This window comes from Shewanella sp. MF08487 (assembly GCF_050848685.1).
Lineage (GTDB): Bacteria > Pseudomonadota > Gammaproteobacteria > Enterobacterales > Shewanellaceae > Shewanella > Shewanella glacialipiscicola.
In genome coordinates this window covers 207,344-230,852 of record NZ_JBOZPB010000004.1, presented here as the reverse complement: position 1 = coordinate 230,852, position 23,509 = coordinate 207,344, and the positions used below count along the sequence as shown (strand labels likewise).

Here is a 23,509-nt window from a genome sequence, read left to right as displayed (position 1 = left end):
AAAGATTGAGGAGATTGAAATGAGTGGACAAGTGAGAGTGGCAATCGTCGGTGCTGGTGGTCGTATGGGACGCACTCTTATTGAAGCGGCTTACCATCACGACCATATTATGCTGGGCGCTGCCATTGAGCGCGCGGGCTCAAGTTTAGTGGGCGTGGATGCGGGTGAGCTTGCTGGTGTGGGTAAATTACAGGTCATAATTATGGATTCGCTGGATTACGCGACCGATGATTTTGATGTGTTGATTGATTTCACCGCGCCAGAAGCGAGTATTGTCCATTTAGATTGGTGTGTTCGCCATAAGAAAGCTATGGTGATTGGCACAACGGGTTTCAATCATGCTCAAAAAGAACAGATCAATGCCTTTGCCGAGCAAACGCCGGTCGTGATGGCGCCGAATATGTCTGTGGGTGTTAACTTGATGTGGAAATTACTCGAATTGGCTGCAGAAGTCATGGGCGATTACACCGATATCGAAATTATCGAAGGTCACCACAGGCACAAAAAAGATGCGCCGTCGGGCACAGCCCTGAAAATGGGTGAAGTGATTGCTAAGACCTTAGGTCGCGATCTTGAGAAATGTGCTGTGTATGGCCGTGAAGGCATTACTGGTGAGCGCGATCGCAATACTATAGGTTTTGCGACCATTCGTGCCGGTGACTTAGTCGGGGAACATACGGCGATGTTTGCTGATATTGGTGAGCGTTTAGAGATCACCCATAAAGCCTCGAGCCGGATGACCTTTGCTAATGGCGCGATGCGCGCCGCCCACTGGTTGGCAGCGCAAAAACCGGGCTTGTATGATATGCAGCAGGTTTTAGGTTTACATTAATATTAAAAACGCCGATATGGCGTTTTTTTTGCACCCAGTTACCAATGGGTGGACGATAGGGCGTGTTTACTATAGAATCGTCTGAATTTGTCAAAATTTCGTGAATTAGCGGAAGTTGGTATTTTAAAACAACATAAAAACATAATATTTCAGTGGCTTGGCTCTTTATGGAGGTCGCGTGACAAAGTCTGCCTTACTCGTACTCGAAGATGGAACTGTATTCTCTGGCATAGCAATTGGTGCCGATGGTCTCTCAGTTGGTGAAGTTGTTTTTAATACTTCGATGACAGGATACCAAGAAATTTTAACTGATCCCTCCTACTCACGCCAGATTGTAACCTTGACCTACCCACACATAGGCAACACTGGTACCAATAATGAAGATATGGAATCCGATGGGGTTCACGCTTGTGGTCTTATCATTCGCGATCTTCCGCTCATCGCAAGTAGTTTCCGTAATCAACAATCCCTCAGCGATTATCTCAAAGCGAACAATGTTGTTGGCATCGCAGATATCGATACCCGCAAGTTAACGCGTATTCTCCGTGAAAAAGGGGCTCAAGCCGGTTGTATTATGGCGGGTGCTGACTTAGACGAAGCAAAAGCATTGGCTGCGGCGAAAGCCTTCCCTGGTTTAAAAGGTATGGATCTCGCTAAAGAGGTAACAACTAAAACGGCCTACACCTGGCGCAAAGGTAGCTGGCGCTTAGTGGGCGGTTTACCTGCTGAGACGCCAGCAAGCGAGCTTAAATACAAAGTTGTCGCCTACGACTTCGGTGTTAAGCAAAATATCCTGCGTATGTTAGTGGACCGCGGTTGTGACGTTACCGTAGTGCCAGCTAAAACTTCAGCTGCTGACGTATTAGCGATGAATCCCGATGGCGTGTTCCTTTCGAACGGCCCCGGCGATCCAGAGCCATGCGATTACGCGATTAAAGCGATTCAACAAATACTCAAAACCGACACGCCGATTTTTGGAATTTGTTTAGGCCATCAACTGTTGGCTCTGGCTTGTGGCGCAAAAACCTTAAAGATGAAGTTTGGTCACCACGGTGCAAACCATCCAGTGAGCAATATTGAGCAAGGGACTGTGATGATCACTAGCCAAAACCACGGTTTTGCTGCTGATGAAACCACACTGCCTGCCAACATTAAGGTGACGCATAAGTCGCTGTTTGATGGTTCATTGCAAGGTATCCATCTGACCGACAAAGCTGCGTTTAGTTTTCAAGGTCATCCTGAAGCGAGCCCAGGCCCGAACGATGCCGCCCCGTTGTTTGATCACTTTATTGAGTTGATTGAGCACTATCGTCAGACCGCTAAGTAGCCCTAGGAGCAGAGAACAGCAATGCCAAAACGTACAGATATAAAGAGTATTCTTATCCTAGGCGCCGGCCCAATCGTGATTGGTCAGGCATGTGAATTTGACTATTCTGGCGCACAAGCGTGTAAAGCGCTGCGTGAAGAAGGCTACCGTGTCATTCTGGTGAACTCTAACCCTGCCACCATTATGACTGATCCAGAAATGGCCGATGCCACTTATATCGAGCCGATTCACTGGGAAGTGGTTCGTAACATTATTGCTAAAGAACGCCCCGATGCGATTCTGCCAACCATGGGCGGCCAGACCGCACTGAACTGTGCATTAGAGCTTGAAGCCAAAGGCGTACTGAAAGAGTTTAACGTCGAGATGATTGGCGCAACAGCCGATGCCATCGATAAAGCTGAAGACCGGAGCCGCTTTGATAAAGCGATGAAAAGTATTGGTCTTGACTGTCCACGTGCGGGTATTGCCCACAACATGGAAGAAGCTTACGGCGTACTCGAACAAGTCGGTTTTCCTTGTATTATCCGTCCATCCTTTACTATGGGTGGCTCGGGCGGCGGTATCGCCTATAACAAGGAAGAGTTCGAAGAGATCTGTTCACAGGGCTTAGATTTATCACCCACCAATGAACTCTTAATCGACGAAAGCTTAATCGGTTGGAAAGAGTACGAGATGGAAGTGGTACGTGACCGCAATGATAACTGCATTATCGTTTGCGCTATCGAAAACTTCGATCCAATGGGCGTGCACACCGGCGACTCAATTACTGTAGCACCAGCGCAAACCCTCACCGACAAAGAATACCAAATCATGCGTAACGCCTCTATGGCCGTGCTGCGTGAAATTGGGGTGGAAACGGGCGGCTCAAACGTACAGTTTGGTATCAATCCGCAAGATGGCCGTATGGTTATCATCGAGATGAACCCACGAGTATCGCGTTCATCTGCATTGGCATCAAAGGCAACCGGTTTCCCGATTGCGAAAATCGCCGCTAAGTTAGCGATAGGTTTTACCCTTGATGAGCTGATGAACGATATCACTGGTGGTCGCACGCCAGCGTCATTCGAGCCTGCTATCGATTATGTTGTGACTAAAGTGCCACGCTTTAACTTTGAAAAGTTCGCTGGCGCTAACGATCGCTTAACCACGCAGATGAAATCTGTCGGTGAAGTGATGGCGATTGGCCGTACTTTCCAAGAATCACTGCAAAAAGCGCTGCGCGGTTTAGAGGTTAGCCGTAACGGTTTAGACCCTATCACTGATATGTCTAAGCCTGAAGCGATGCAACTTATTCGCCATGAGCTGAAAGAGCCAGGTTGTGACCGTATTTGGTACATTGCCGATGCAATGCGTGCAGGCTTAAGCCTAGATGAAATCTTTAAGCTGACCAATATCGACCCTTGGTTCTTGGTGCAAATTGAAGAACTTATCCAGCTTGAGGGCGTCGTTGCCGATGCGGGTCTAGCAGGTTTAGATTACGATTTACTGCGTAAGCTTAAGCGTAAAGGCTTTGCTGATGCGCGTTTAGCCGATGTATTAGGCGTGAATGAAGCCGAAATACGTAAGCTGCGTGATAAGTTTGACCTGCACCCAGTGTACAAACGTGTCGATACCTGCGCGGCTGAATTCGCCACCGATACCGCTTACATGTACTCAACGTATGAAGAAGAATGTGAAGCCAACCCATCGACCCGTGACAAAATTATGGTGTTAGGTGGCGGGCCAAACCGCATCGGGCAAGGTATCGAGTTCGATTACTGCTGTGTGCACGCGGCATTAGCGTTACGTGAAGACGGTTACGAAACCATTATGGTGAACTGTAACCCTGAAACCGTTTCGACTGATTACGATACGTCAGACCGTTTGTATTTTGAGCCTGTGACACTGGAAGATGTATTAGCCATTGTGCGTATCGAGAAGCCAAAGGGTGTTATCGTGCAGTACGGCGGTCAAACGCCACTGAAATTGGCGCGTGCATTAGAAGCCGCTGGCGTACCCATTATTGGTACTAGCCCAGATGCGATTGATCGCGCCGAAGACCGTGAGCGTTTCCAGCAAGCGATTCAGCGTTTAGAGATGAAGCAACCAGAGAATCAAACGGTAACTACCGTTGAAGGCGCTGTGATTGCCGCTGAACGTATCGGTTATCCATTGGTGGTGCGTCCATCCTATGTACTGGGCGGCCGTGCGATGGAAATCGTTTACGATAAGCAAGACTTACTGCGTTACTTTAACGAAGCGGTGAGTGTGTCTAACGCTTCTCCGGTACTACTTGACCGTTTCTTAGATGATGCGATTGAAGTAGATATTGATGCCATTTGTGACGGTGAAACCGTGGTGATTGGCGCGATTATGGAGCATATCGAGCAAGCAGGGGTGCACTCTGGTGACTCTGGTTGTTCTTTACCTGCATACACGTTAAGCCAAGAAATCCAAGATCGTATGCGTGTTCAGGTCAGCAAGCTGGCGATGGAACTCGGTGTTATTGGTCTGATGAACGTGCAGTTTGCCGTGAAAGATAACGAAATCTATATGATTGAAGTTAACCCACGTGCTGCCCGTACCGTACCTTTTGTGTCTAAAGCCACCGGTGTGCCTTTAGCGAAGATTGCCGCACGTGTTATGGCTGGCCAGAGCTTAAAATCGCAAAACTTCACCAAAGAAGTGATCCCACCTTTCTATTCAGTGAAAGAAGTGGTGTTGCCATTTAACAAGTTTCCCGGTGTTGACCCCTTGTTAGGCCCAGAAATGCGCTCAACGGGTGAAGTGATGGGCGTGGGCGATACTTTTGCCGAAGCCTATGCTAAGGCGCAGTTAGGTGCGACGTCAGAGGTGCCGAAATCTGGCCGTGCATTATTATCTGTGCGTAACAGCGATAAAAAACGTGTTGCTGATTTGGCGGCTAAGTTAATTGAGCTCGGTTACCAAATCGATGCGACCCATGGTACTGCAATCATTCTAGGTGAAGCAGGTATTAATCCGCGCCTAGTGAACAAGGTACACGAAGGTCGCCCACACATTCTCGATCGTATTAAGAATGGTGAATATACTTATATCGTTAACACCACAGAAGGTCGCCAAGCGATTGAAGATTCTCGTCAATTACGCCGCGGAGCACTGCGTTATAAAGTGAATTACACTACGACAATTAACGGCGCATTTGCCACCTGTATGGCCCATACTGCTGATGACCGTAGTAACGTTATCTCACTACAAGAATTACACCAGCGTATTTTGGCTAAATAAGCCAATATTCTGATGTACGCGTTAAGGCCGCATAGCTTAGGTTATGCGGCCTTATTATTTAGGCTGTAATCTATTTTTTGTAATTTATGCACTTATTTTTTCTACTCATTTTTCGAGAGTTGTTATGCCTGCGCCAGCCGATAGCCTTGCCAAAGTTGATACCTTTATTGCACCGCCTTGCCTTGGTGAAATCCGTGTTCTCTATCAAGACAGCGATATTTTACTGATTGATAAACCCAGTGGTTTATTAAGTTTGTCAGGTAAAAATCCGCTTAACTTCGATTCAGTGCATTATCGCTTAGTGCAAGATTTTCCTACGGCAACCTTGTTGCATCGACTCGACTTTGGTACCTCTGGCATCATGCTGGTGGCGCTGAATAAAGCCGTAAATGGCATGCTAACAAAACAATTTCAGGCGCGTACCATTGAGAAGTGTTATACAGCCTTACTCCACGGGCATTTAGTCGATGACAGCGGGGTGATTAACCTGCCGATTGCTAAAGATGTGGAACATTTTCCGCTACAAAAAATTTGCCATAGCACTGGTAAGCCTGCCATCAGTCAGTATCGGGTATTAGAGCGTCTTAGTGATCCCTTTGCGACGCGGGTAGAATTTACGCCTGTGTCGGGGCGCACCCATCAACTGCGTATTCATAGCCAGCAATTTGGACATTCGATTTTAGGTTGCGATCTGTATGGGGGCGTCGGCGCGCTTGAAATCAATCGCGCCAATACGCTGATATCTGACACACTTATACCAGATGCACATGCTGAGCGTTTAATGTTGCATGCCACGCGTTTAGCTTTTTTGCATCCCATCACAGGCGAAGCCATCGACTGGCTGTGTGACGCCCCTTTTTAAGCTTGTACGAGTAATGTAAACGCTTGGATTTTCGTTGCGATAGTTTACGATGCCAGTATTTTTATTAAATGTTATTTGAGGAGCCGACTATGTCTACTAAAGTCACGGCAGAAGGCGTTACCGAGCGGCCGACTGAGCTCACATCACCCCATGGCGCAATGATCGAGGCTAAGGCAAGCAGCGCGCTAAGCTGCACCGCCATCAATAGCACTCCAATCAGTAACATTAAGATTGCCAGCATTAACTTATTTAACTTTATTGAACCGCCTTTGGCGTACTACGATTTTGAAAATATCTATAGTCACGGTCAGTGGCAAAAAAAGTGTCAATGGCTGAGTGAGTTTTTAGCGCATCGTCAGCCCGATATCATAGGGTTTCAAGAAGTCTTTAGCCCTGAACCACTAAAGCGCATCGCCAGTGAGCAAGGCCTAGTGCATTTTGCCGTAATCGATGAGCCAACGCTGGTCAGTGATTACATTTATCGCAGCCCAGTGGTCGCGCTGGCATCACGTTATCCCATTATTGAGGTGAGCAGTGTTGAGCCAGACTCGCGCTTAGTCGCGGCGATGGGATTGTCGAGTGAATTTGCCTTTAGCCGTAAGGTGCTGCGCGCAACGGTTGAAATGCCGTATATCGGTAAGTGTGACTATTATGTGGTGCACTTTAAGTCTAAGCGCGCAGGGCTTGCGCTCGAATCGAAACCTCTAGGGCAGGAGGAGGGTATAGGCAGCGCCTCTTGTATAAAACTGCATGCCGAAACCCAATTACTCACCGAGCAAGCACTAGGTCGCTGGGCGTCAACAATGCAGCGCGGCGCAGAAGCGGCATTACTATTCAATAGCATATTAGTACGCAGACAAACGTCCAAATATCCGGTCATAGTGATGGGCGATTTTAATGACAGTCTCTCGATGGGCGCCTTAGATGCACTGACAATACAGGGCGATAGCATCCACAGCGGCGATATTAAGGCCGCAGGATTAGGGCATCTGTCTGATGCCGCACTGGCAGGCGTATTCGCTCAATACCAGTTACAAGATGCCTACGAGTTATTTATTGAGGCGAATTTGAGGGAAAATTTACACACGAATACGGCTTATTATAAAGAGCACAGGCCAGCGACGCATTACTATGGTCCTAAAGGCTCGGTGCTGGATTACATTTTATTATCGAGCGAGTTTGATGCCAGCCATGGCCGCAGTTTAGCTCAAGTCGTGGATTATCAAACCTGCGATAGACATTTAGTTAGACCTGAGTATGAGCGTGATGCTTACAGTACAGATCATGCGCCCGTGGTGGTGGCCCTCGCACTTCGTCGATAAATCATCCTAATACTGAGGCATTATTATGGCTATTTTTCAAGTGGTTCATGCTTAGGTTGTGGTGCTAATCAGGCGCTAGCGCGCGTAGTAGGTGATATTGGTCAATTCGAGCTTTTAAATCGAAATAGGCAGAATAATCGTACTAGAGCGCGCTAGTTTCTCGCAATCAGGCTTTTTTGGGTATATTATCGCTGTCCTATTTTTTAGAAGGCGACATCATGGCTATCCGAATCAAACTTCACCCCGGGCGCGAAAAGTCGCTCGAACGCCGCCATCCTTGGGTATTTTCCAATGCTATTCATAATATTAAGGGAAAACCTCAAGCGGGTGAGACCGTCGATGTGGTTGCCCATGATGGTCATTGGTTAGGTCGTGGTGCTTGGTCACCTGAATCACAAATCCAAGTACGGATTTGGACGTTTGATCGCGAAGAAGAAATTGATCGCGATTTTTTTGCTAGACGTTTGCAACGTGCCCAAGCTGGACGTAATGATCTCATCCGTGAGCAAGGCTTAACCGGTTATCGTTTAGTGGCCGCTGAGTCCGATGGTTTACCTGGAATTACCATTGATAGATATGACAATGTGTTCGTTTGTCAGCTATTAAGCACGGGTGCTGAGCTTTGGCGTGATACGTTAGTCGAGTTATTGGCCGAACAATACCCAGGTTGTGCCATTTACGAGCGCTCAGACGTAGATTCTCGCAAAAAAGAAGGCCTGCTGCCTGTTACCGGTTTATTACATGGCATTCTGCCTGAAATGCCGGTAATTATTGAAGAAAATGGCATCAAGATTGCTGTTGATGTGATTAAAGGCCATAAAACTGGTTTTTATCTTGATCAACGTGATAACCGCGCTATTGCTGCCCGTTTTGTTAAGGGTAAATCGGTATTAAACTGTTTTTGCTACACAGGCACCTTTGGTGTGTATGCGGCTAAAGCCGGTGCTGCGAGTATTGAAAACGTCGATGTGTCTTCTCTAGCGCTGGCAAATGCTCGCTATAATATGCAAATTAACGGCTTGATCGATGACAATGTGCATTACAACGAAGCCGATGTGTTTAAGTTGCTGCGCCAATACCGTGATGAAGGCAAAACCTTTGATGTAATTGTGCTCGATCCACCTAAATTTGCTGATAATAAAGCACAGTTGAACGGGGCTTGCCGCGGTTATAAAGACATCAATATGATTGCATTGCAGTTGTTAAATCCGGGCGGCGTGTTATTGACCTTCTCTTGCTCAGGATTAATGCCTGCGGATCTATTTCAAAAAATTGTTGCCGATGCCGCGTTGGATGCAAACCGCGAAATTCAGTTTATCGAACGCTTAAGTCAGGCAAGTGATCATCCTATTGGTAGCGCCTTCCCTGAAGGATTCTACTTAAAAGGTTTAGTCGCTAGAGCTTGGTAGCCTAAGTGAATTTTTATAGGCCTTGGATTTAAAAGACTTGAGCTATAAAAAATACCAGCCTCTTGTATAAAGTGGCTGGCATTTTTACATCAATGCTTATGGCTGTGATGGAATAATTAAGGCTGAACTTATTTGGTAGTAAAAGTTTTTACGCCATCAGGTGTACCCACTAACAACACATCGGCGCCACGATTAGCGAACAGACCGTTAGTCACTACACCCACTATCTCATTGATCTGTTTCTCTAATTCCTTAGGATTAAGGATCTTCATGTTGTAAACGTCGAGGATCACGTTGCCGTTATCCGTCACCACACCTTCACGATACACAGGATCACCACCCAGCTTAACAAGCTGGCGCGCCACGTAAGAGCGAGCCATAGGAATGACTTCAATCGGTAGTGGGAATTCGCCTAGTATGTCGACTTGCTTGGTGTTATCAACGATACAGATAAACTTTTCAGCGACAGCCGCGACAATTTTCTCGCGAGTTAATGCCGCGCCGCCACCTTTAATCATATCCATACGGTCGTTGATTTCATCGGCACCGTCCACATAGACAGATAAACGATCAACACTGTTTAAGTCGTAAACAGGAATACCCAGCGCTTTCATTTTCTGAGTTGAAGCTTCAGAGCTAGAGACTGCGCCTTCGATATCGGCTTTCATGGTCGCCAGTGCATCAATAAAGTGATTCACAGTCGAACCTGTGCCCACACCAACAATACTGTCTTTTTCAACGTACTTGAGTGCGGCCCAGCCGGCTGCTTTTTTCATTTCATCTTGAGTCATGTTGACATCCTGTAACGGCAAATGAGTAAAAAATTCTATGCTTAGTATACGCTTTTTCGACAAAAATGTGCCGCTATTACACTGGTGATGTGATCTATCTTCCGCGCTTTTGATAATAAAAGTAGCACTAATAATCTAAGTAACTTAAGCAGTTAAGTTGGAAAGCATTTCGCTATACGCCACTAATCTAACTAAGCTACTATGGCAAAAGCAGAATGATTTATAGAGGGATTTAACATGGCAGGTGCGAGTTTATTAACCTTACTCGACGATATTGCATCGATTTTAGATGATGTTGCGGTAATGAGTAAAGTAGCGGCAAAGAAAACCGCAGGCGTATTGGGGGATGATTTAGCCCTGAATGCCCAGCAAGTGACGGGCGTGAGTGCCGAACGAGAATTGCCCGTCGTGTGGGCGGTGGCCAAGGGATCATTTCGCAATAAGTTGATTTTAGTGCCAGCAGCAATGCTTATCAGCGCTTTTATTCCCTGGGCTGTCACCCCTTTATTAATGTTTGGTGGACTGTTTTTATGTTACGAAGGGTTTGAAAAACTGCATCACAGCTATAGCCATAGAAAAAGCCAGCAACAACACGAAACCCAAGTAGAGAATGAGCTACCCGACATCAAAGATTTCGCTGCCTACGAGGCCGAAAAAGTCAAAGGGGCGATTCGTACCGACTTTGTATTATCGGCGGAAATTATCGCAATTACCCTTGGTATCGTGGCGGACAAATCCCTATCGACACAGTTTTTTACGTTAGCTGTCATTGGGATAGTCATGACCATAGGCGTGTATGGCTTAGTGGCGGCGATTGTGAAAATGGATGATGCGGGTTTGTACTTGAGTCAACGTGAAGGTGCCTCTGTATTAACTCAAATGAACCGTAAATTAGGTTTTGGTTTATTGAGCGCAGCTCCCGTATTAATGAAAAGTTTAACGATTATCGGCACCGCAGCCATGTTTATGGTGGGTGGTGGTATTTTAACCCATGGTTTGCACTGGGTGGCTGAGCAAATTCACCATGCTGAACAAGCAGTTGCAGCGGTTGATGTCGTCGGGCCTGTGCTTGCCCTGTTGACGCCCACAGTGCTCAATGGATTATTTGGTGTGCTTGCTGGCGCTGTGGCACTTGCAGTGATGACTGGGATACAGAAACTACGCAGCAAGTGAGCGACAAATATTGGCAATTAAGGAATGGCTGAACAAGGAAGGGCGACGATGAAGTTAATGAGGCACTGTATCTCTTCGAGTAAGCTGGCTTGGTTACGTAAAGAGTTTGGTAAAGATACTAATGGGCTCATTGCGGCAATGGATGCTGCGGGCACCGCTTATCTGGATAAGCTTAATACTTCGGCAGAATCAATAGAATATGAAGCGTTAGAAACTCAGAAGGGTATAGCAAAGACTAAAAGCAGTGTTAACGTTAACCCACAGCTGCAAGCGCAGCGTAAGTTAGCCTATTTATGGTTGCAACAGCGTATTGCTTTAACCACTCGTATCGATGATGCAGAGCTTGTGGCATTAGCGGACTTTGAATTGCAACATATCCACATTGAAGTGGTTCAACCATCGGAGTTCGATGCGGTTGTCGCGCGATTACAGGCTGAGCAAATCTTGGGTTTTGATACTGAAACCCGCGCTAGCTTTGAGCGTGGTGTGCAATATCCTTTAAGCCTTATCCAAATCGCAACAATGGATGCTTGTTATTTATTTCAACATGCCATTTTAGGTGAGCAATTCACTCAGTTAAAAACCGTATTGGAAGATGAAAACATACTCAAAGTCGGAGTGGGTTTACGTAGCGATGCACAGGCTCTAAACCGGCAATGGGGCATTAATGTCGCCCCAAAATTAGATTTAAACTGGGCATTAGCCCAACTAGGAGCGGAAAAGGAGATGGGCACCCGTCAGTTAGTTGCAACTTTACTGGGCACGCGTTTTGATAAGCCGAAAAAAATTACCCTATCAAATTGGCAACATGTGCCATTATCTGGCGCGCAAATCGATTATGCCGCCGCCGATGCCCTAGCTGCGCTCATGTGTTTCAATGCGTTAATCATTCAGTTGACGCCCTTTTATCATGTATCGAGTGCCACAAAAGCCGCGTCGTTAATCCCTTCGAGTCTAGCGGCGCCATTAGCGAAATATTTTAAGAATGTTGAATGAAGCGCAAAACCCAAGATGCCGCAAAGGAAAACATCAGGCCATCACACTCGGATATGAGCTCGCAGGGCACCAGTACCTCAGGTTTGATTTACCGCGTGCTAGGTATGTTGATCCTGTTAGCGATGCTCTCCCTTGGGGTGAATGCCTGGGCTTAGCCATTCTGTGATCATCAGTGCCAACAGGTAAAAATAAAGGAGAACGCTATGTTAGATGCCATTTGTGAGCTCGAAACCGAGGAGCATTTAACCGCGAGAACCTCTTATAGTGTTTTTAAGTTCCAACAATTATCCGATGAAGATATCGAGCGTTTACGGCAACGGCTTATTTGCCCCGCATGCGGCGGTAAAGCGTATTTTCGTAAAGCGTCAAAGGACGGTAAGGCTGCCTGTTTTGGCTCGCGCTATCATCAAGCTGATTGCATTGAGTTTAAACCCTCGGCGCAAAAATCCCGCGAGGAGCAAGATGCTATTGAAGTGCAGCAACAGCTGGTGGACGCCGATGCGTTAATGATCGATTTTAGCCGTAAATCTCGTCGCCATACGCCTGTAAACAAAGCTTCGACTGCACAGGCATTAAGCAGCAAGACTGAGCCAACGCCTAAGTCGTCTTCTATATCTGAGTCATCTGCTATATCTGAGTCGTCACCAGTACCTGTTGCATCGTCAGCGGACGGTCAAGTGCAAGAGTCGAAAACAGACTATCAAGTTAACACTGCGGCGCGCACAATCGAGAAACGGGTGCCAAGCCAAGGGCTCGAAAAATTACTGCACAGTTTATTGCGCGGTACAGATTTGGCGAAATCGGATCTCTGGGTATACACAGACGCTGAGCGAAAATACCGTTGGCGGGCGAAGAACCTGTTTGTCAATTTTGCCGATGCGGACCCAAGCGACAATAAACCCCACATGTATTGGGGCACGATATCCCATACAGACCCGACCATGAGCTGGCTTAATCCGGCCGACAGTAAAGATATCGGCATTCCTATCGATGGGATAAAACAGCCATTATTGGCGCAATTTGAAATAGAAGATAAACGCTGCCTTGAAGGTGCGGGTTTGATTTTATTTGGAAAATGTTTTTGGAATAAAGACAAGACCCGCAAAATTATTCAGCTGTGGAATAACGACTTGCAGCGGATTTTTATCTCAAAGCTGGAAGATTAATTGGCTTTGGGGAGAGAAATTAAAAAGAGGGGAGAAAAGGGGCTATTCCCGACGTACAAAAACGTCACAGCAAAAGTCCCTATCTATTTTTCGCTGATTAAAGCACTTACTTGCCGCAGCACTTCTTGAATTTTTGACCGCTACCACAAGCGCAAGGCTCGTTACGATTCGGTTTTTTCTCGAACGTCGTGGTCTTAGGCTTATTCAATAACCCTTCTAATTCAAGGATATCTTCAGCAACGTCGGCATTGACTTCGATATTAGCAAATAGCTGGTGTTCGGCAACTATCGCGGCAACTTCGAGTTTACGTGCTTCATCAGCAACAATTAACTGCAGTGGTAAGGCTTCAGTACCCGGTTTAGCGGCACGCTTAGTGTTATAGCCAAAACTTTCGTGTTTTGGCTTAGGCGTTTTACGGCCTTTAAAGAAAAATTTGTCAGACATGATGGTTCCGTCGAGCTGTGTATGAAATTGATGATGCTTATACTATAAAACGTCAATGTTATAAATCTAACTCAGCATTTTTTTCGATAAATGCGCATTTTTAGTCGCTAAACTGTCGAAGAAGACCTGATTTGAATAATCTATCGAGGTAAAGCACGATCATTAAGAGCCGCTGCCACTGAGATATAGCATACTTTAGATGTCGGCTTTTTAATCTCAATGGCAGTTAAATCAACAGTCATGGCCTAACTTGTTTGAAAAACCTTCAGTTAATGAGTTTTGTCTTAAAAAGTACTTTACCTTTGCAGGTGATTTTTGCATAATGCGTCTCGTCAACAGGGGTGTAGCTCCAATTGGTAGAGCGGCGGTCTCCAAAACCGCATGTTGTGAGTTCGAGTCTCCCCACCCCTGCCAAATAAAACAACGGCTTGCATAGAAATATGCGAGCCGTTTTATTTTATCTGCTATTTAGCTCCAATATATTCTGCACTATTCCTATTTAACCTGAACTCGGGATAGTGGCTGTGGTAACTAATTAATCTTATTACTTTATTCGCAAAATTAACTCTACAGAGGTAGTTTTTCCGTTATCAAGGCAAGTTTGCGTACCTAATAGTGGGCTATTAGTAGCAAAGTTAACGCAGATAAAGGGAAAAATAACCTGTAGAGACGCAGAGCTTATCTCGAGCTCAGGTTATTTATCGTAGTGATCAGTTTATCTCACAAACTATCGATACCTCTTGTAACATTTAAACACTTTGACTTAGCTAAATCGGTTTGCAACTTTAGTTGTGCTTAACATACAATCGCCTGCCAAATGAGTTGAGGAAGTATGGTTTGAATAGTGTGATACAAACAAGACGCACCCTAGCGATATGGCTTACCGCCATATTGGTGCTATTGTCTGTGACCATTGCTGTTCACAGTGTTTCCCATGCTAGTGAAGACTCTAAGGCCAATTGTTCGCTGTGCTTACATCAGCACCAGTTGCAAGATGCGATAACCAGTACACCCTTTCATTTTCAATTGGCTCAGCAGAGTTATATCTCGGTTGAGTTCCAAGCCATCTCCTTTAAGCGACCCTTTAGTCGTTTCTTTAATAGTCGTGCTCCGCCCTTAACAGCATAAGTTACTGTTTATTCAATTTTATCTTAATTAACTTTGAGCGCCTTGGCTTAGCTAAGGCGTCGATGCTGTTTATTTTCGGAGTGAAAATGACCTCTTTTTATATTCCCAAGCGCGCTGCGCTTTTGCTGGGCGCCTTGTTTGCGCTCAATCCTATTTCAATGCTGTTGGCCTCAGAGAGCGGTCAATTGAGTTCACAAGCTATTGATACTGTTAGTGACGCAGTGCTTGACACTGATATTGAACGTTTAAGTATCCACTATCGCCAAGCCTATCGTGGCAATGTGTCCTCAACTGAACTTCCCCAAGCGATCAGTGTGTTAGACGAGCAATTGATCAAAGATGCGGGGCTGACGCGGTTTCAAGATGTGCTGGATTATTCCGCCAGTGTGGCGCGGCAAAACAATGGCGGCGGTTTATGGGATAGCTTTTCCCTGCGCGGCTTTCCGGGCAATGAAAACATGCCATCGGGGTATTTAATCAATGGCTTTAATGGTGGTCGAGGTTTTAGTGGTCATAGAGATTTATCAAACGTTGCTTATGTTGAGATTTTAAAAGGTCCAGGTTCGGCACTTTATGGCCGCTCGGAGCCCGGTGGCACAGTCAATATCGTCACTAAGAAACCCCAATATGAAACCAGTGGTTATATAAAAGCATCTGCGGGGAGTTTCGACCAATATCGGTTAGAAGGTGATGTTACCTCAGGTTTAACCGATAACTTGGCATTTCGGATTAATGGCGCTTGGCAGGAACACGATAGTTTTCGTGATTATGTGTTTAGCGATAAAAAAATCGTTACGCCGTCTGTGCGTTGGCAGATTTCCGACAAAGCTTCCTTGCTGTATGAAATGGAATACCTCAAGCAGGAACAGCTATTCGATCGCGGCATTATTGTGCTCAATAACGATATTAATACCGTACCACGCACGCGTTATTTAGGTGAACCTAATGATGGCGCAACGGAGGTGAATGCCACAGGGCATCAGCTGACCTATGACTATGAATTAAATGATGATTGGTCATTAACTGCTGGCTATAACTACCGAGACTCTAGCTTGAAGGGGTATTCGTCTGATGCCGAGTTAGCAAAGGGGCGACAATCGCTATTTGATGATGGTCGCACGCTGACTAGGCAGCACAGATATCGTGACTACGCCTCTGAGGACAATTCGCTGCGTCTAGAGTTAAGTGGTCATGTGGATACGGGTTTTATTCGTCATAATTTGCTGCTTGGTGCCGATGCCTATCACTACAATTTGAAGACGGGACTGTATCGTTATCGGGGCCAAAAAGGTGAATATGCCATCGATATCTATGCCCCTCAATACGGTGGGCCTCAGCCAGAGGTGAGTTTGTTGTATGAGAATAACGAGACTCAAAAGGCGTGGGGAACCTATTTGCAAGATCAAATGGATTTAACTGAAAAGTGGAAGTTGCACCTTGGGTTAAGGTTCGATAGTTATCAGCAAGATATCAGTGAAGTCGCGAAAGATACTCTGTCAGATCAAACCGATAGCAGGGTTAGCCCCAAGGTGGGTCTGGTGTATTTATGGTCCGATGCCTTAAGTTTCTATAGCTCTTATTCTGAAGGCTTTTTACCGCTTTCTGGAACTGACTTTGTGGGTAAGCCCTTCGAAGCGGAAGAGAGTCAGTCGGTTGAACTGGGGATGAAGTTTAATGGTACTTGGTTAAACGATCTTCCTATAAACGCTAGTTTAGCCGTGTTCGATGCTCAAAAGAGCAATATCTTGACCTCAGATCCTATCAATGTTGGTTTTTCTGCCACCTTAGGTAAAGCTAAAAGTAGCGGGGTTGAACTCGATTTAGCCGCCGAACTGACGGAGGATTTACAAGCAAAATTATCCTATGCCTATCTTAATACCCGTACCGCCAATGACAGCTTGAATCCCGATTGGGGCGTGCTCATTCCTGCAGGCAGTCCACTGGTAAATGTGCCAAAGCATACCGCGAGTGTGATTCTGAAACAGGATTTGAATAGGGTTTCTATTGATGGTCATCTAGGACTTAGCTGGCGTTATGTGGATTCGCGCCTTGGTGACTCTGCCGATCCTAGTTTTCAATTGCCTTCTTATCAGTTACTTGGGCTGTTTATGAACACCCACTTAAGCGACAACTTAAGCCTTGGAGTGAATCTGGATAACTTACTGGATGAACATTACATCGCGAGTAGTTATTCCGCTTTCTGGGCCGTGCCGGGTGAGCCACGTAGCATTAAAGTGAGTGTCAGCTATGAATTCTAATATTAGTGTTAATCCAGCGTTATCTTCAGGTTTTGCCGAGCAAGAACTGGGGCGTTCTATTGGCCGCACCCGGATTAATAGTATCGATATGATACGCGGCATGGTGATGCTTATCATGTTACTCGACCATGTGCGGGAGCGATTTTTCTTTCACATGCAGGTGAGCGATCCTATGGATTTGAGTTCGACCTCTTGGGGGCTTTTTGTGAGTCGCTTTGCCGCCCATTTTTGTGCGCCGGTCTTTGTGTTCTTAACCGGGGTTTCTGCATGGCTTTATGCCAATCGTAGCCATGGCGAGCCACGTTCAGCACGTATGTTTTTGATTAAACGCGGGCTGTTTTTAATCGCGCTGGAAATTTTAGTGATTAACGTCTCTAACCTCTCTTGGATGGTCAGCTATTACACCCTTTGGTTACAGGTGATTTGGGTGATTGGTCTGAGTATGTTAGCGCTCGCTGCGCTGATAAACCTGCCTAGACCTTGGATGGCCCTTTTAGGATTTGCGATTGTTTTTGGCCATAATCTGTTGACACCAATTGGTTTTCAGCCCAGTGAGTGGGCTTACGGTCTGTGGACCCTATTGCACGACCGCGGTTATCTCGTCAGCGAAGGTGCGCTTAGGGTTAAGGTGAGTTATCCCGTGCTGCCTTGGATTGGGGTGATTTTACTGGGTTATGTTGCAGGGCCACTTTTTAGTAATAAGCCTAACGGAAGCCATCTTGATGCATCGGCTCGCCAGCAAAAGCTGTTGTTTTTAGGGATCAGCTGTTGGGTACTTTTTGCGGTGCTACGTGGGTTTAACCTTTATGGCGAAACCTTGCCTTGGCAGTCGGGGGCACATTTGGGTGAAACCTTGATGTCGGTATTTAACTTAACGAAATACCCGCCATCATTAAGCTTTTTACTGGTGACCTTAGGCGGCATGTTCTTTTGCTTAGTGGCCTTTGAGCGGTATTTTGCATCTAGTGGGAAAGTGGGTGGGAGATTAGCGCGAGTCGGCCATGGGTTATCTGTGTTTGGCTCAGTCCCTATGTTCTTCTATATCTTACATTTGTACGTGTTACTGCTGCTTTATACCTTAGCAAAATATGTTTTTGGTGCGAATCAAGGTGAGGTTGTTGGTGTGAATAGTATCGGTTGGATTTGGTTGATTGCAGCGTTGTTAGCTGTTGGACTCTATTATCCTGTTAAACGGTTTAGCCAATATAAAAAAAATAGCACTCAGGCTTGGATTAAGTACTTGTAACAAAACGTAGTGTGGCGCTTTAAACTAAAAAGTCGCCAAGCAGTTATGCTTGGCGACTTTTTGTGAGTTAAATAACTCTTTCACAAATTATTCAGATAGTAAGCTTCGCAGCATCCAAGCATTCTTTTCATGCTGTTGAATACGCTGGGTTAGTAAATCTGCTGTCGCCTCATCATTTGCTTGATTAGCTAGCGGGTACAAGGCTCTTGCATTACGAATGACTAACTCTTGATCGTTCAGTAACTCGCGGATCATATCTTCAGCTTTTACTACGCCGTTATCTTCTTTAATCTCGGTCAGTGCTGCATAGGCTGAATATGAACCGAGTGCTCTGGCGCCCAATGCTCTGATACGTTCTGCAATAACGTCAACCGCAAGAGCCAGTTCAGTATATTGTTGTTCAAACAATAAATGCAGGCTCGTGAACATTGGGCCTGTTACGTTCCAATGAAAACTGTGGGTCTTAAGATACAGGCTATAGCTGTCAGCCAATAGTTGGTTTAGCCCCGCAGCGATTTCTTCTCTGTTAGCTTGATTGATACCTATATTAATCATGGCGTTCTCCTTCTATTGTTTAACTTAGTATATATAGTCTAGCGATCTGAGATTCAATGTAAAACGAGTAAAATAGATTCTTAAAATCTACAAATTCGATTGAACTTTAATCAACAAGGTTTAGTAGGTTTTAGTGTGATGAATTGTTTAACGACGCTTTCCTTAGCCTAGAGACAGTAACAATACCTTGGTTAAAATGCTATTCTAGCTGCATATCATGAGTCGATACTTGAGTTGAATAAAACTGACCCTAATGAATAAATCAGCCTATTTAGCCGCTATGAATGTGACAACTTGGCGAGTGCGCGACACTAAAGTAAAACCTTATTTAGTCATTTGGGACGAAAACAGCGATTTGGCTGAGGCAGAACCCCTGATCGATATGGTACTAAAGCTTATTGACGTCAAACGTGAAGAATGCGATTTCGACAGCGAGCCCCATACGGGTAAGCAGATCGTTTGGGATTTGCGACGTCATAAAGTTAGACCCCGCACGGCATGGTTAGTGTCTGAGCCGTTAGTGGATTTATTGACGGGTTTTGAGGCTAAAAGTGCACTGTGGCAGCAAATTTACCAATGGCATGAGCAGGTCAGTGGCCAAGCCTTTAATAAATCATAACGTTTAACCGTGAATGTATTAATGATGAAAATTGTGGACACATGCTTTGAATACCTCAGTTAACAATAACTTATTTGTAGAACCTACGGCACAACTTGCTGCAAATCCAGCTGTGGAGCTTGTGGCTCTTACGCTTACAGATGTTCCTCAAATGGCGCAGCTTGAATCTATGGCCCATACGCATCCTATGAGCGAGGGTTGTCTCGCCGACTGTTTTGGACATTTGTACCGTGTTCTGGGTTTAAAACGTAGTGCTGCTAATGTTGACGCGGACACTGAGCTAGTCCAAGGGCTTTTAGGCTTTGCCATCGTTCAGCAGATTATCGATGAAGTAACCTTATTAGATATTTGCTTATTACCAAGCTTGCAGGGTAAAGGTTACGGCAAGTTATTGCTTAATACTGTGGTGGCTTCGGCTAAAGTATCTGGCGCTGTGGTATTAATGCTAGAAGTGCGAGAGTCTAATCTTACCGCTCGCACCTTATATCAAAAAGCCGGTTTTATTGAATCGGGTCGACGCAAAGATTACTACCCAATAGCAGGCGGTAAAGAAGACGCTATTTTGATGGATTTAGCGATAACGCCTGAATGAGTTTTGCCCAAACAGCCATAAATCTTGGTGATGCTTGTTAATCATAGTAATAAAAAACAGCGCTTAAGCGCTGTTTTTTATTTGAATAACCCAGATATCTGCATTAAGAGTTATTCGTCGCTCAGTAATAAGGTTACTTCACTTCTTTACCTTGGGCTTGCAGATCCGCATGGTAGCTTGAGCGCACTAACGGGCCACAGGCTGCATGGGTAAAGCCTAGTTCATCAGCTAAGGTTTTAAGCTCGTCAAACTCTGCTGGTGGCACATAACGTTCAACCGGTAAGTGGAACTTAGACGGTTGTAGGTATTGTCCTAAGGTGAGCATTTCAACGTTGTGGGCGCGTAAGTCTCGTAATACCTGTGCGATTTCTTCATTAGTTTCACCCAATCCCATCATCAGGCCAGATTTAGTAGGCACATTTGGATGACGTTCTTTAAAGCGTTTGAGCAAATCGAGAGACCATTGGTAGTTAGCACCGGGGCGCGCTTTACGATAATGCATTGGCGCTGTTTCTAAGTTGTGGTTGAACACATCAGGCGGCTCTGTTGATAAGATATCTAAGGCTGCATCGATACGACCACGGAAATCGGGGACTAAGGTTTCAATCTTGATCGTGGGATTGAGTTTACGAATTTCGCGGATACAATCGGCAAAATGCTGTGCGCCACCATCACGTAAATCGTCACGATCTACTGAGGTGATAACCACGTATTTAAGCTTCATATCACGGATAGTCTGTGCCAATTTAACTGGCTCTTCGGCATCAGGCTTAAGTGGACGACCATGGGCCACGTCGCAGAATGGGCAACGACGAGTACAAATCGCACCCAAAATCATAAAGGTTGCTGTGCCGTGGTTGAAGCATTCCGCGAGGTTAGGGCAAGAAGCCTCTTCACATACCGAGTGCAAACCATTGGAACGCAATGCTTGTTTGATTTCTAAAATACGTTGATTCGATGCTGGCAGTTTCACCCGTAACCAATCGGGTTTACGCAACATAGTATCGCGCTCTGAGGGGACGATTTTAATTGGGATCCGAGATACTTTATCGGCATCTCTTAATTTGACTCCGGGTTGTAAACGTTCAGGCCTATTCATGACGCGGCTAATCCTTGATGATGAACTAGATGTTGATAGCCCAGTAATTGGCTAAAAGTAAGGGTGAGTTGTTCGCCGGCTTCGGTTACCGTTTGGGGTCCATCAAGCTCTTTACATTGCACCATTTCAAGGCCGGCATAACCACAAGGGTTGATGCGGCGAAATGGGGCTAAGTCCATGTCGACATTGAGGGCTAATCCATGGAATGAACAGCCTTTACGAATGCGTAATCCCAGGGAGGCAATTTTGCGTTCATTCACATATACGCCCGGCGCATCGGCCTTGGCATAAGCGTTAATATCGTACTTGGCGAGCATATTAACAATGCTTTGCTCTATATGGGTGACGAGTTGACGTACGCCGACTTTACTACGTTTAATATCAATAAGAGGATATACCACTAATTGGCCTGGGCCGTGATAGGTCACTTGACCACCGCGGTCCACTTGGATAACCGGAATATCACCAGCATTTAAAATATGCTCGCTTTTACCGGCTTGGCCTTGGGTAAATACGGGAGGATGCTCGACAATCCATAGTTCATCATGGCTTTCGCTGCCCCGCGTATCAGTGTAATGCTGCATTGCATGCCACACTGATTCATAATCTTGTTTTCCAAGATGTCGAATATGCAAAGTCGTGTCTTGCAAGGGCAACCTCTCCCCTTAGAAATGAGTGGCGCTATTATACGCCTCTTGACCATAAATGTAAGACAGATCACATTTTATGGCCTTGAGAAATATCTATAGTACGCGGCGTACACCATCGATTGCGGCAAGTTCAGTGTACAAAATTTCGATATGATCTTTGCTGGTAACGGTCACGCGGATAGTAATGGAGTGATAGCTACCTTTACTCGATATTTTAGTCGAGGGTGAGTAATCACCAGGTGCATGTTTTTGAACCACAGCCACGACTCTGTCAGTTAACGTTTCGTGGGCTTCACCGACGACCTTGAAAGGAAATGCGCAGGGAAAATCCATCAGTTCATCAAATTTAGTGTCTAACATTATCAGTGCTCTTAGCTGTTTGAATAGAGTGTATATGGTGATGATTATAACTGATTCAAGAGTGATACACTCCCCAAAAAAATAAAGCCACCCTGAGGTGGCTTTATTTATGTATTTAGAGTTAGCTAAACCAACCAGAAAACAGTTGCTTAAAGTAATCCACTATCTGACTAAACCAGCTACCTTCGTTGATTTCTTGTAACGTCACCAACGGGAATTGAGCGATATCCTTACCGTCGAGTTGGAAGAATAAACGACCTACGGTTTCACCTTTCTTTAACGGTGCATCTAATGGCTTAGTGAGCTCAAAATTCGCTTTTAAGTCTTTAGCACGACCACGGCTGATCGTAATAGGTGTATCAGTTGCCACGCCTAAGTCGACAGTGCTCTTGTCACTATACCAAATTGGTTGAGTGATAAAGCTGTCGCCTGCTTTATAAGGCGTTACCGTTTCAAAAAAGCGGAAGCCGTAGGTCAGTAATTTCTTACTTTCAGCTTTACGAGCTGACTCGCTTTGAGTGCCCATAACCACAGAGACTAAGCGCATACCGTCTTTAGTGGCAGAAGCGACTAGGTTGTAACCCGCACCTGAAGTATGGCCAGTTTTAATACCGTCCACGTTCATGCTGTTATCCCACAACAAACCATTACGGTTGTATTGTTTGATACCATTGAAGGTATAGAACTTTTCGCTGTAGACTCGATATTCTTCTGGGACGTCGCGAATTAACGCAGCGCCCAATAACGCCATATCATAGGCGGTCGATTTGTGGTTTTCAGCATCTAAACCATGGGAGTTCTCGAAGTAACTATCACGCATGCCGAGTTGCTTCGCCCATGAGTTCATCATATCAACGAAAGCACCCTCAGTACCTGCAATGTGCTCTGCCATGGCCACACAAGCATCGTTGCCTGACTGAATAATAATACCGCGGTTTAAATCACCCACTTTTACCGTTGTGCCAACTTCGATGAACATCTTAGATGAATCAGGGAAGTTTTTTGACCACGCATTTTTACTGATCGTTACATCATCTTCAGCAGAGACATTGCCCGCTTTCATTTCTTGACCGATAACGTAACTGGTCATCATCTTAGTTAAGCTGGCTGGGTTTAGGCTTTCGTAAGCGTTACTCTCAGCAATTATTTGCCCCGAATTATAATCCATCAAGACGTAAGCCTTGGCGGCAACTGCTGGCGCATCAGGTGTAATAACAGGCTGCGCAGCATAAACGGGGAGTGAAACACTGGAAATTAGCAGCAATGTTTTAATGGGACTTTTTACAAAATTCATCATTAACTGGGCACGTCTTTTGGTTGTATTAAATGGAAAGGATTCGAGAATATCTTCAGTAGTGTACCACTTTCGGACAGTGGTTTTTAGTGAAGGTTCCTTTATCTCTATTTTTAAATCAATTCTGGTCAGAGTAAAC

Annotated in this window: 22 protein-coding genes and 1 tRNA gene; 16 read left to right on the top strand and 7 right to left on the bottom strand. The window is 45.5% G+C overall.

Going from position 1 to position 23,509, the window contains the following annotated elements; translation table 11 throughout:
• Positions 1–19 precede the first annotated feature (19 nt).
• The 6 genes from dapB (at position 20) to ACRN9H_RS04830 (ending at position 8,998) form a co-directional block, all read left to right on the top strand.
• Entirely contained in the window at positions 20–832 is an 813-nt protein-coding gene (dapB, locus tag ACRN9H_RS04855; RefSeq protein WP_432312673.1) for a 4-hydroxy-tetrahydrodipicolinate reductase, read from the top strand.
• Positions 833–1,010: 178 nt separating this feature from the next.
• Entirely contained in the window at positions 1,011–2,159 is a 1,149-nt protein-coding gene (gene carA, locus ACRN9H_RS04850) for a glutamine-hydrolyzing carbamoyl-phosphate synthase small subunit (RefSeq protein WP_432312672.1), read from the top strand.
• Between the two features lie 21 nt (positions 2,160–2,180).
• Positions 2,181–5,405, top strand: coding sequence for a carbamoyl-phosphate synthase large subunit (gene carB / locus ACRN9H_RS04845; RefSeq protein WP_432312671.1), 3,225 nt, complete (start codon positions 2,181–2,183; stop codon positions 5,403–5,405).
• A gap of 124 nt (positions 5,406–5,529) precedes the next feature.
• Entirely contained in the window at positions 5,530–6,267 is a 738-nt protein-coding gene (locus ACRN9H_RS04840) for an RluA family pseudouridine synthase (protein ID WP_432312670.1), read from the top strand.
• Positions 6,268–6,425: 158 nt separating this feature from the next.
• Complete coding sequence (locus tag ACRN9H_RS04835; protein WP_432312689.1) at positions 6,426–7,589, top strand: endonuclease/exonuclease/phosphatase family protein; 1,164 nt, start codon at positions 6,426–6,428, stop codon at positions 7,587–7,589.
• 218 nt (positions 7,590–7,807) lie between these two features.
• Complete coding sequence (locus ACRN9H_RS04830; RefSeq protein WP_432312669.1) at positions 7,808–8,998, top strand: class I SAM-dependent rRNA methyltransferase; 1,191 nt, start codon at positions 7,808–7,810, stop codon at positions 8,996–8,998.
• 128 nt (positions 8,999–9,126) lie between these two features.
• Here ACRN9H_RS04830 and rpiA read toward each other — a convergent pair whose 3' ends face one another.
• A complete protein-coding gene (gene rpiA / locus ACRN9H_RS04825; protein WP_432312668.1) occupies positions 9,127–9,789 on the bottom strand; it encodes a ribose-5-phosphate isomerase RpiA in 663 nt (220 codons plus the stop codon).
• Positions 9,790–10,026: 237 nt separating this feature from the next.
• On the opposite strand from rpiA, the gene ACRN9H_RS04820 reads away from it, so the two are divergent.
• The 4 genes from ACRN9H_RS04820 to ACRN9H_RS04805 are packed head-to-tail and all read left to right on the top strand — an operon-like array spanning position 10,027 to position 13,124.
• Positions 10,027–10,962: a DUF808 domain-containing protein gene (locus ACRN9H_RS04820; RefSeq protein ID WP_432312667.1), complete on the top strand. Its 936-nt coding sequence runs from the start codon at positions 10,027–10,029 to the stop codon at positions 10,960–10,962.
• Positions 10,963–11,010: 48 nt separating this feature from the next.
• Positions 11,011–11,958, top strand: a complete 948-nt coding sequence (locus ACRN9H_RS04815) for a 3'-5' exonuclease (RefSeq protein WP_432312666.1) — start codon at positions 11,011–11,013, stop codon at positions 11,956–11,958.
• On the top strand, positions 11,955–12,113 hold the full coding sequence (locus ACRN9H_RS04810; protein ID WP_432312664.1) for a hypothetical protein: 159 nt from the start codon (positions 11,955–11,957) through the stop codon (positions 12,111–12,113). Before ACRN9H_RS04815 ends, ACRN9H_RS04810 begins: the two co-directional genes overlap by 4 nt.
• Before the next feature lie 48 nt (positions 12,114–12,161).
• Complete coding sequence (locus tag ACRN9H_RS04805; protein WP_432312663.1) at positions 12,162–13,124, top strand: hypothetical protein; 963 nt, start codon at positions 12,162–12,164, stop codon at positions 13,122–13,124.
• Positions 13,125–13,230: 106 nt separating this feature from the next.
• Here the strand turns inward: ACRN9H_RS04805 and ACRN9H_RS04800 are convergent, their stop codons facing one another.
• The gene (locus tag ACRN9H_RS04800; RefSeq protein WP_012089999.1) at positions 13,231–13,569 is read right to left on the bottom strand and encodes a PBPRA1643 family SWIM/SEC-C metal-binding motif protein; all 339 of its coding nucleotides are present in this window, start codon (positions 13,567–13,569) and stop codon (positions 13,231–13,233) included.
• A 337-nt stretch (positions 13,570–13,906) separates the two neighbouring features.
• On the opposite strand from ACRN9H_RS04800, the gene ACRN9H_RS04795 reads away from it, so the two are divergent.
• From ACRN9H_RS04795 to ACRN9H_RS04780, 4 genes are all read left to right on the top strand, one after another.
• Positions 13,907–13,983, top strand: a tRNA-Trp gene (locus ACRN9H_RS04795).
• 423 nt (positions 13,984–14,406) lie between these two features.
• Positions 14,407–14,697, top strand: a complete 291-nt coding sequence (locus tag ACRN9H_RS04790) for a DUF2946 domain-containing protein (protein ID WP_432312662.1) — start codon at positions 14,407–14,409, stop codon at positions 14,695–14,697.
• A gap of 86 nt (positions 14,698–14,783) precedes the next feature.
• Positions 14,784–16,955, top strand: coding sequence for a TonB-dependent siderophore receptor (locus tag ACRN9H_RS04785; protein ID WP_432312661.1), 2,172 nt, complete (start codon positions 14,784–14,786; stop codon positions 16,953–16,955).
• Positions 16,945–18,201 (top strand): DUF1624 domain-containing protein, encoded by a 1,257-nt coding sequence (locus ACRN9H_RS04780; protein ID WP_432312660.1) that lies wholly within the window; start codon positions 16,945–16,947, stop codon positions 18,199–18,201. The genes ACRN9H_RS04785 and ACRN9H_RS04780 overlap by 11 nt, the downstream gene beginning before the upstream one ends.
• An 87-nt stretch (positions 18,202–18,288) precedes the next feature.
• Here ACRN9H_RS04780 and dpsA read toward each other — a convergent pair whose 3' ends face one another.
• Positions 18,289–18,756, bottom strand: a complete 468-nt coding sequence (gene dpsA, locus ACRN9H_RS04775) for a DNA starvation/stationary phase protection protein DpsA (RefSeq protein ID WP_076496359.1) — start codon at positions 18,754–18,756, stop codon at positions 18,289–18,291.
• Positions 18,757–19,009: 253 nt separating this feature from the next.
• Here dpsA and ACRN9H_RS04770 point away from each other — a divergent pair, with 253 nt between their 5' ends.
• Entirely contained in the window at positions 19,010–19,375 is a 366-nt protein-coding gene (locus ACRN9H_RS04770) for a hypothetical protein (RefSeq protein ID WP_432312659.1), read from the top strand.
• Positions 19,376–19,421: 46 nt separating this feature from the next.
• Complete coding sequence (locus ACRN9H_RS04765) at positions 19,422–19,967, top strand: GNAT family N-acetyltransferase (RefSeq protein WP_432312658.1); 546 nt, start codon at positions 19,422–19,424, stop codon at positions 19,965–19,967.
• Positions 19,968–20,100: 133 nt separating this feature from the next.
• On the opposite strand, the gene lipA is transcribed toward ACRN9H_RS04765, so the two are convergent.
• From lipA to ACRN9H_RS04745, 4 genes are all read right to left on the bottom strand, one after another.
• On the bottom strand, positions 20,101–21,066 hold the full coding sequence (lipA, locus tag ACRN9H_RS04760) for a lipoyl synthase (protein ID WP_432312657.1): 966 nt from the start codon (positions 21,064–21,066) through the stop codon (positions 20,101–20,103).
• Positions 21,063–21,716, bottom strand: coding sequence for a lipoyl(octanoyl) transferase LipB (gene lipB, locus ACRN9H_RS04755; protein WP_107884126.1), 654 nt, complete (start codon positions 21,714–21,716; stop codon positions 21,063–21,065). Before lipB ends, lipA begins: the two co-directional genes overlap by 4 nt.
• Positions 21,717–21,809: 93 nt before the next feature.
• Complete coding sequence (gene ybeD / locus ACRN9H_RS04750) at positions 21,810–22,076, bottom strand: DUF493 family protein YbeD (RefSeq protein ID WP_432312656.1); 267 nt, start codon at positions 22,074–22,076, stop codon at positions 21,810–21,812.
• Positions 22,077–22,197: 121 nt separating this feature from the next.
• Positions 22,198–23,373, bottom strand: a complete 1,176-nt coding sequence (locus ACRN9H_RS04745) for a serine hydrolase (protein WP_432312655.1) — start codon at positions 23,371–23,373, stop codon at positions 22,198–22,200.
• Positions 23,374–23,509: the final 136 nt, after the last annotated feature.

Coding starts and splice junctions, on each gene's coding strand:
- dpsA (WP_076496359.1), bottom strand. CDS start 18,756: ATGATTAATATAGGTATCAATCAAGCTAACAGAGAAGAAATCGCTGCG.
- carB (WP_432312671.1), top strand. CDS start 2,181: ATGCCAAAACGTACAGATATAAAGAGTATTCTTATCCTAGGCGCCGGC.
- ACRN9H_RS04835 (WP_432312689.1), top strand. CDS start 6,426: ATGATCGAGGCTAAGGCAAGCAGCGCGCTAAGCTGCACCGCCATCAAT.
- ACRN9H_RS04830 (WP_432312669.1), top strand. CDS start 7,808: ATGGCTATCCGAATCAAACTTCACCCCGGGCGCGAAAAGTCGCTCGAA.
- lipA (WP_432312657.1), bottom strand. CDS start 21,066: ATGAATAGGCCTGAACGTTTACAACCCGGAGTCAAATTAAGAGATGCC.
- ACRN9H_RS04810 (WP_432312664.1), top strand. CDS start 11,955: ATGAAGCGCAAAACCCAAGATGCCGCAAAGGAAAACATCAGGCCATCA.
- dapB (WP_432312673.1), top strand. CDS start 20: ATGAGTGGACAAGTGAGAGTGGCAATCGTCGGTGCTGGTGGTCGTATG.
- ACRN9H_RS04770 (WP_432312659.1), top strand. CDS start 19,010: ATGAATAAATCAGCCTATTTAGCCGCTATGAATGTGACAACTTGGCGA.
- ACRN9H_RS04815 (WP_432312666.1), top strand. CDS start 11,011: ATGAAGTTAATGAGGCACTGTATCTCTTCGAGTAAGCTGGCTTGGTTA.
- ACRN9H_RS04820 (WP_432312667.1), top strand. CDS start 10,027: ATGGCAGGTGCGAGTTTATTAACCTTACTCGACGATATTGCATCGATT.
- ACRN9H_RS04780 (WP_432312660.1), top strand. CDS start 16,945: ATGAATTCTAATATTAGTGTTAATCCAGCGTTATCTTCAGGTTTTGCC.
- ACRN9H_RS04800 (WP_012089999.1), bottom strand. CDS start 13,569: ATGTCTGACAAATTTTTCTTTAAAGGCCGTAAAACGCCTAAGCCAAAA.
- ACRN9H_RS04785 (WP_432312661.1), top strand. CDS start 14,784: ATGACCTCTTTTTATATTCCCAAGCGCGCTGCGCTTTTGCTGGGCGCC.
- ACRN9H_RS04805 (WP_432312663.1), top strand. CDS start 12,162: ATGTTAGATGCCATTTGTGAGCTCGAAACCGAGGAGCATTTAACCGCG.
- rpiA (WP_432312668.1), bottom strand. CDS start 9,789: ATGACTCAAGATGAAATGAAAAAAGCAGCCGGCTGGGCCGCACTCAAG.
- ACRN9H_RS04745 (WP_432312655.1), bottom strand. CDS start 23,373: ATGATGAATTTTGTAAAAAGTCCCATTAAAACATTGCTGCTAATTTCC.
- ybeD (WP_432312656.1), bottom strand. CDS start 22,076: ATGTTAGACACTAAATTTGATGAACTGATGGATTTTCCCTGCGCATTT.
- ACRN9H_RS04840 (WP_432312670.1), top strand. CDS start 5,530: ATGCCTGCGCCAGCCGATAGCCTTGCCAAAGTTGATACCTTTATTGCA.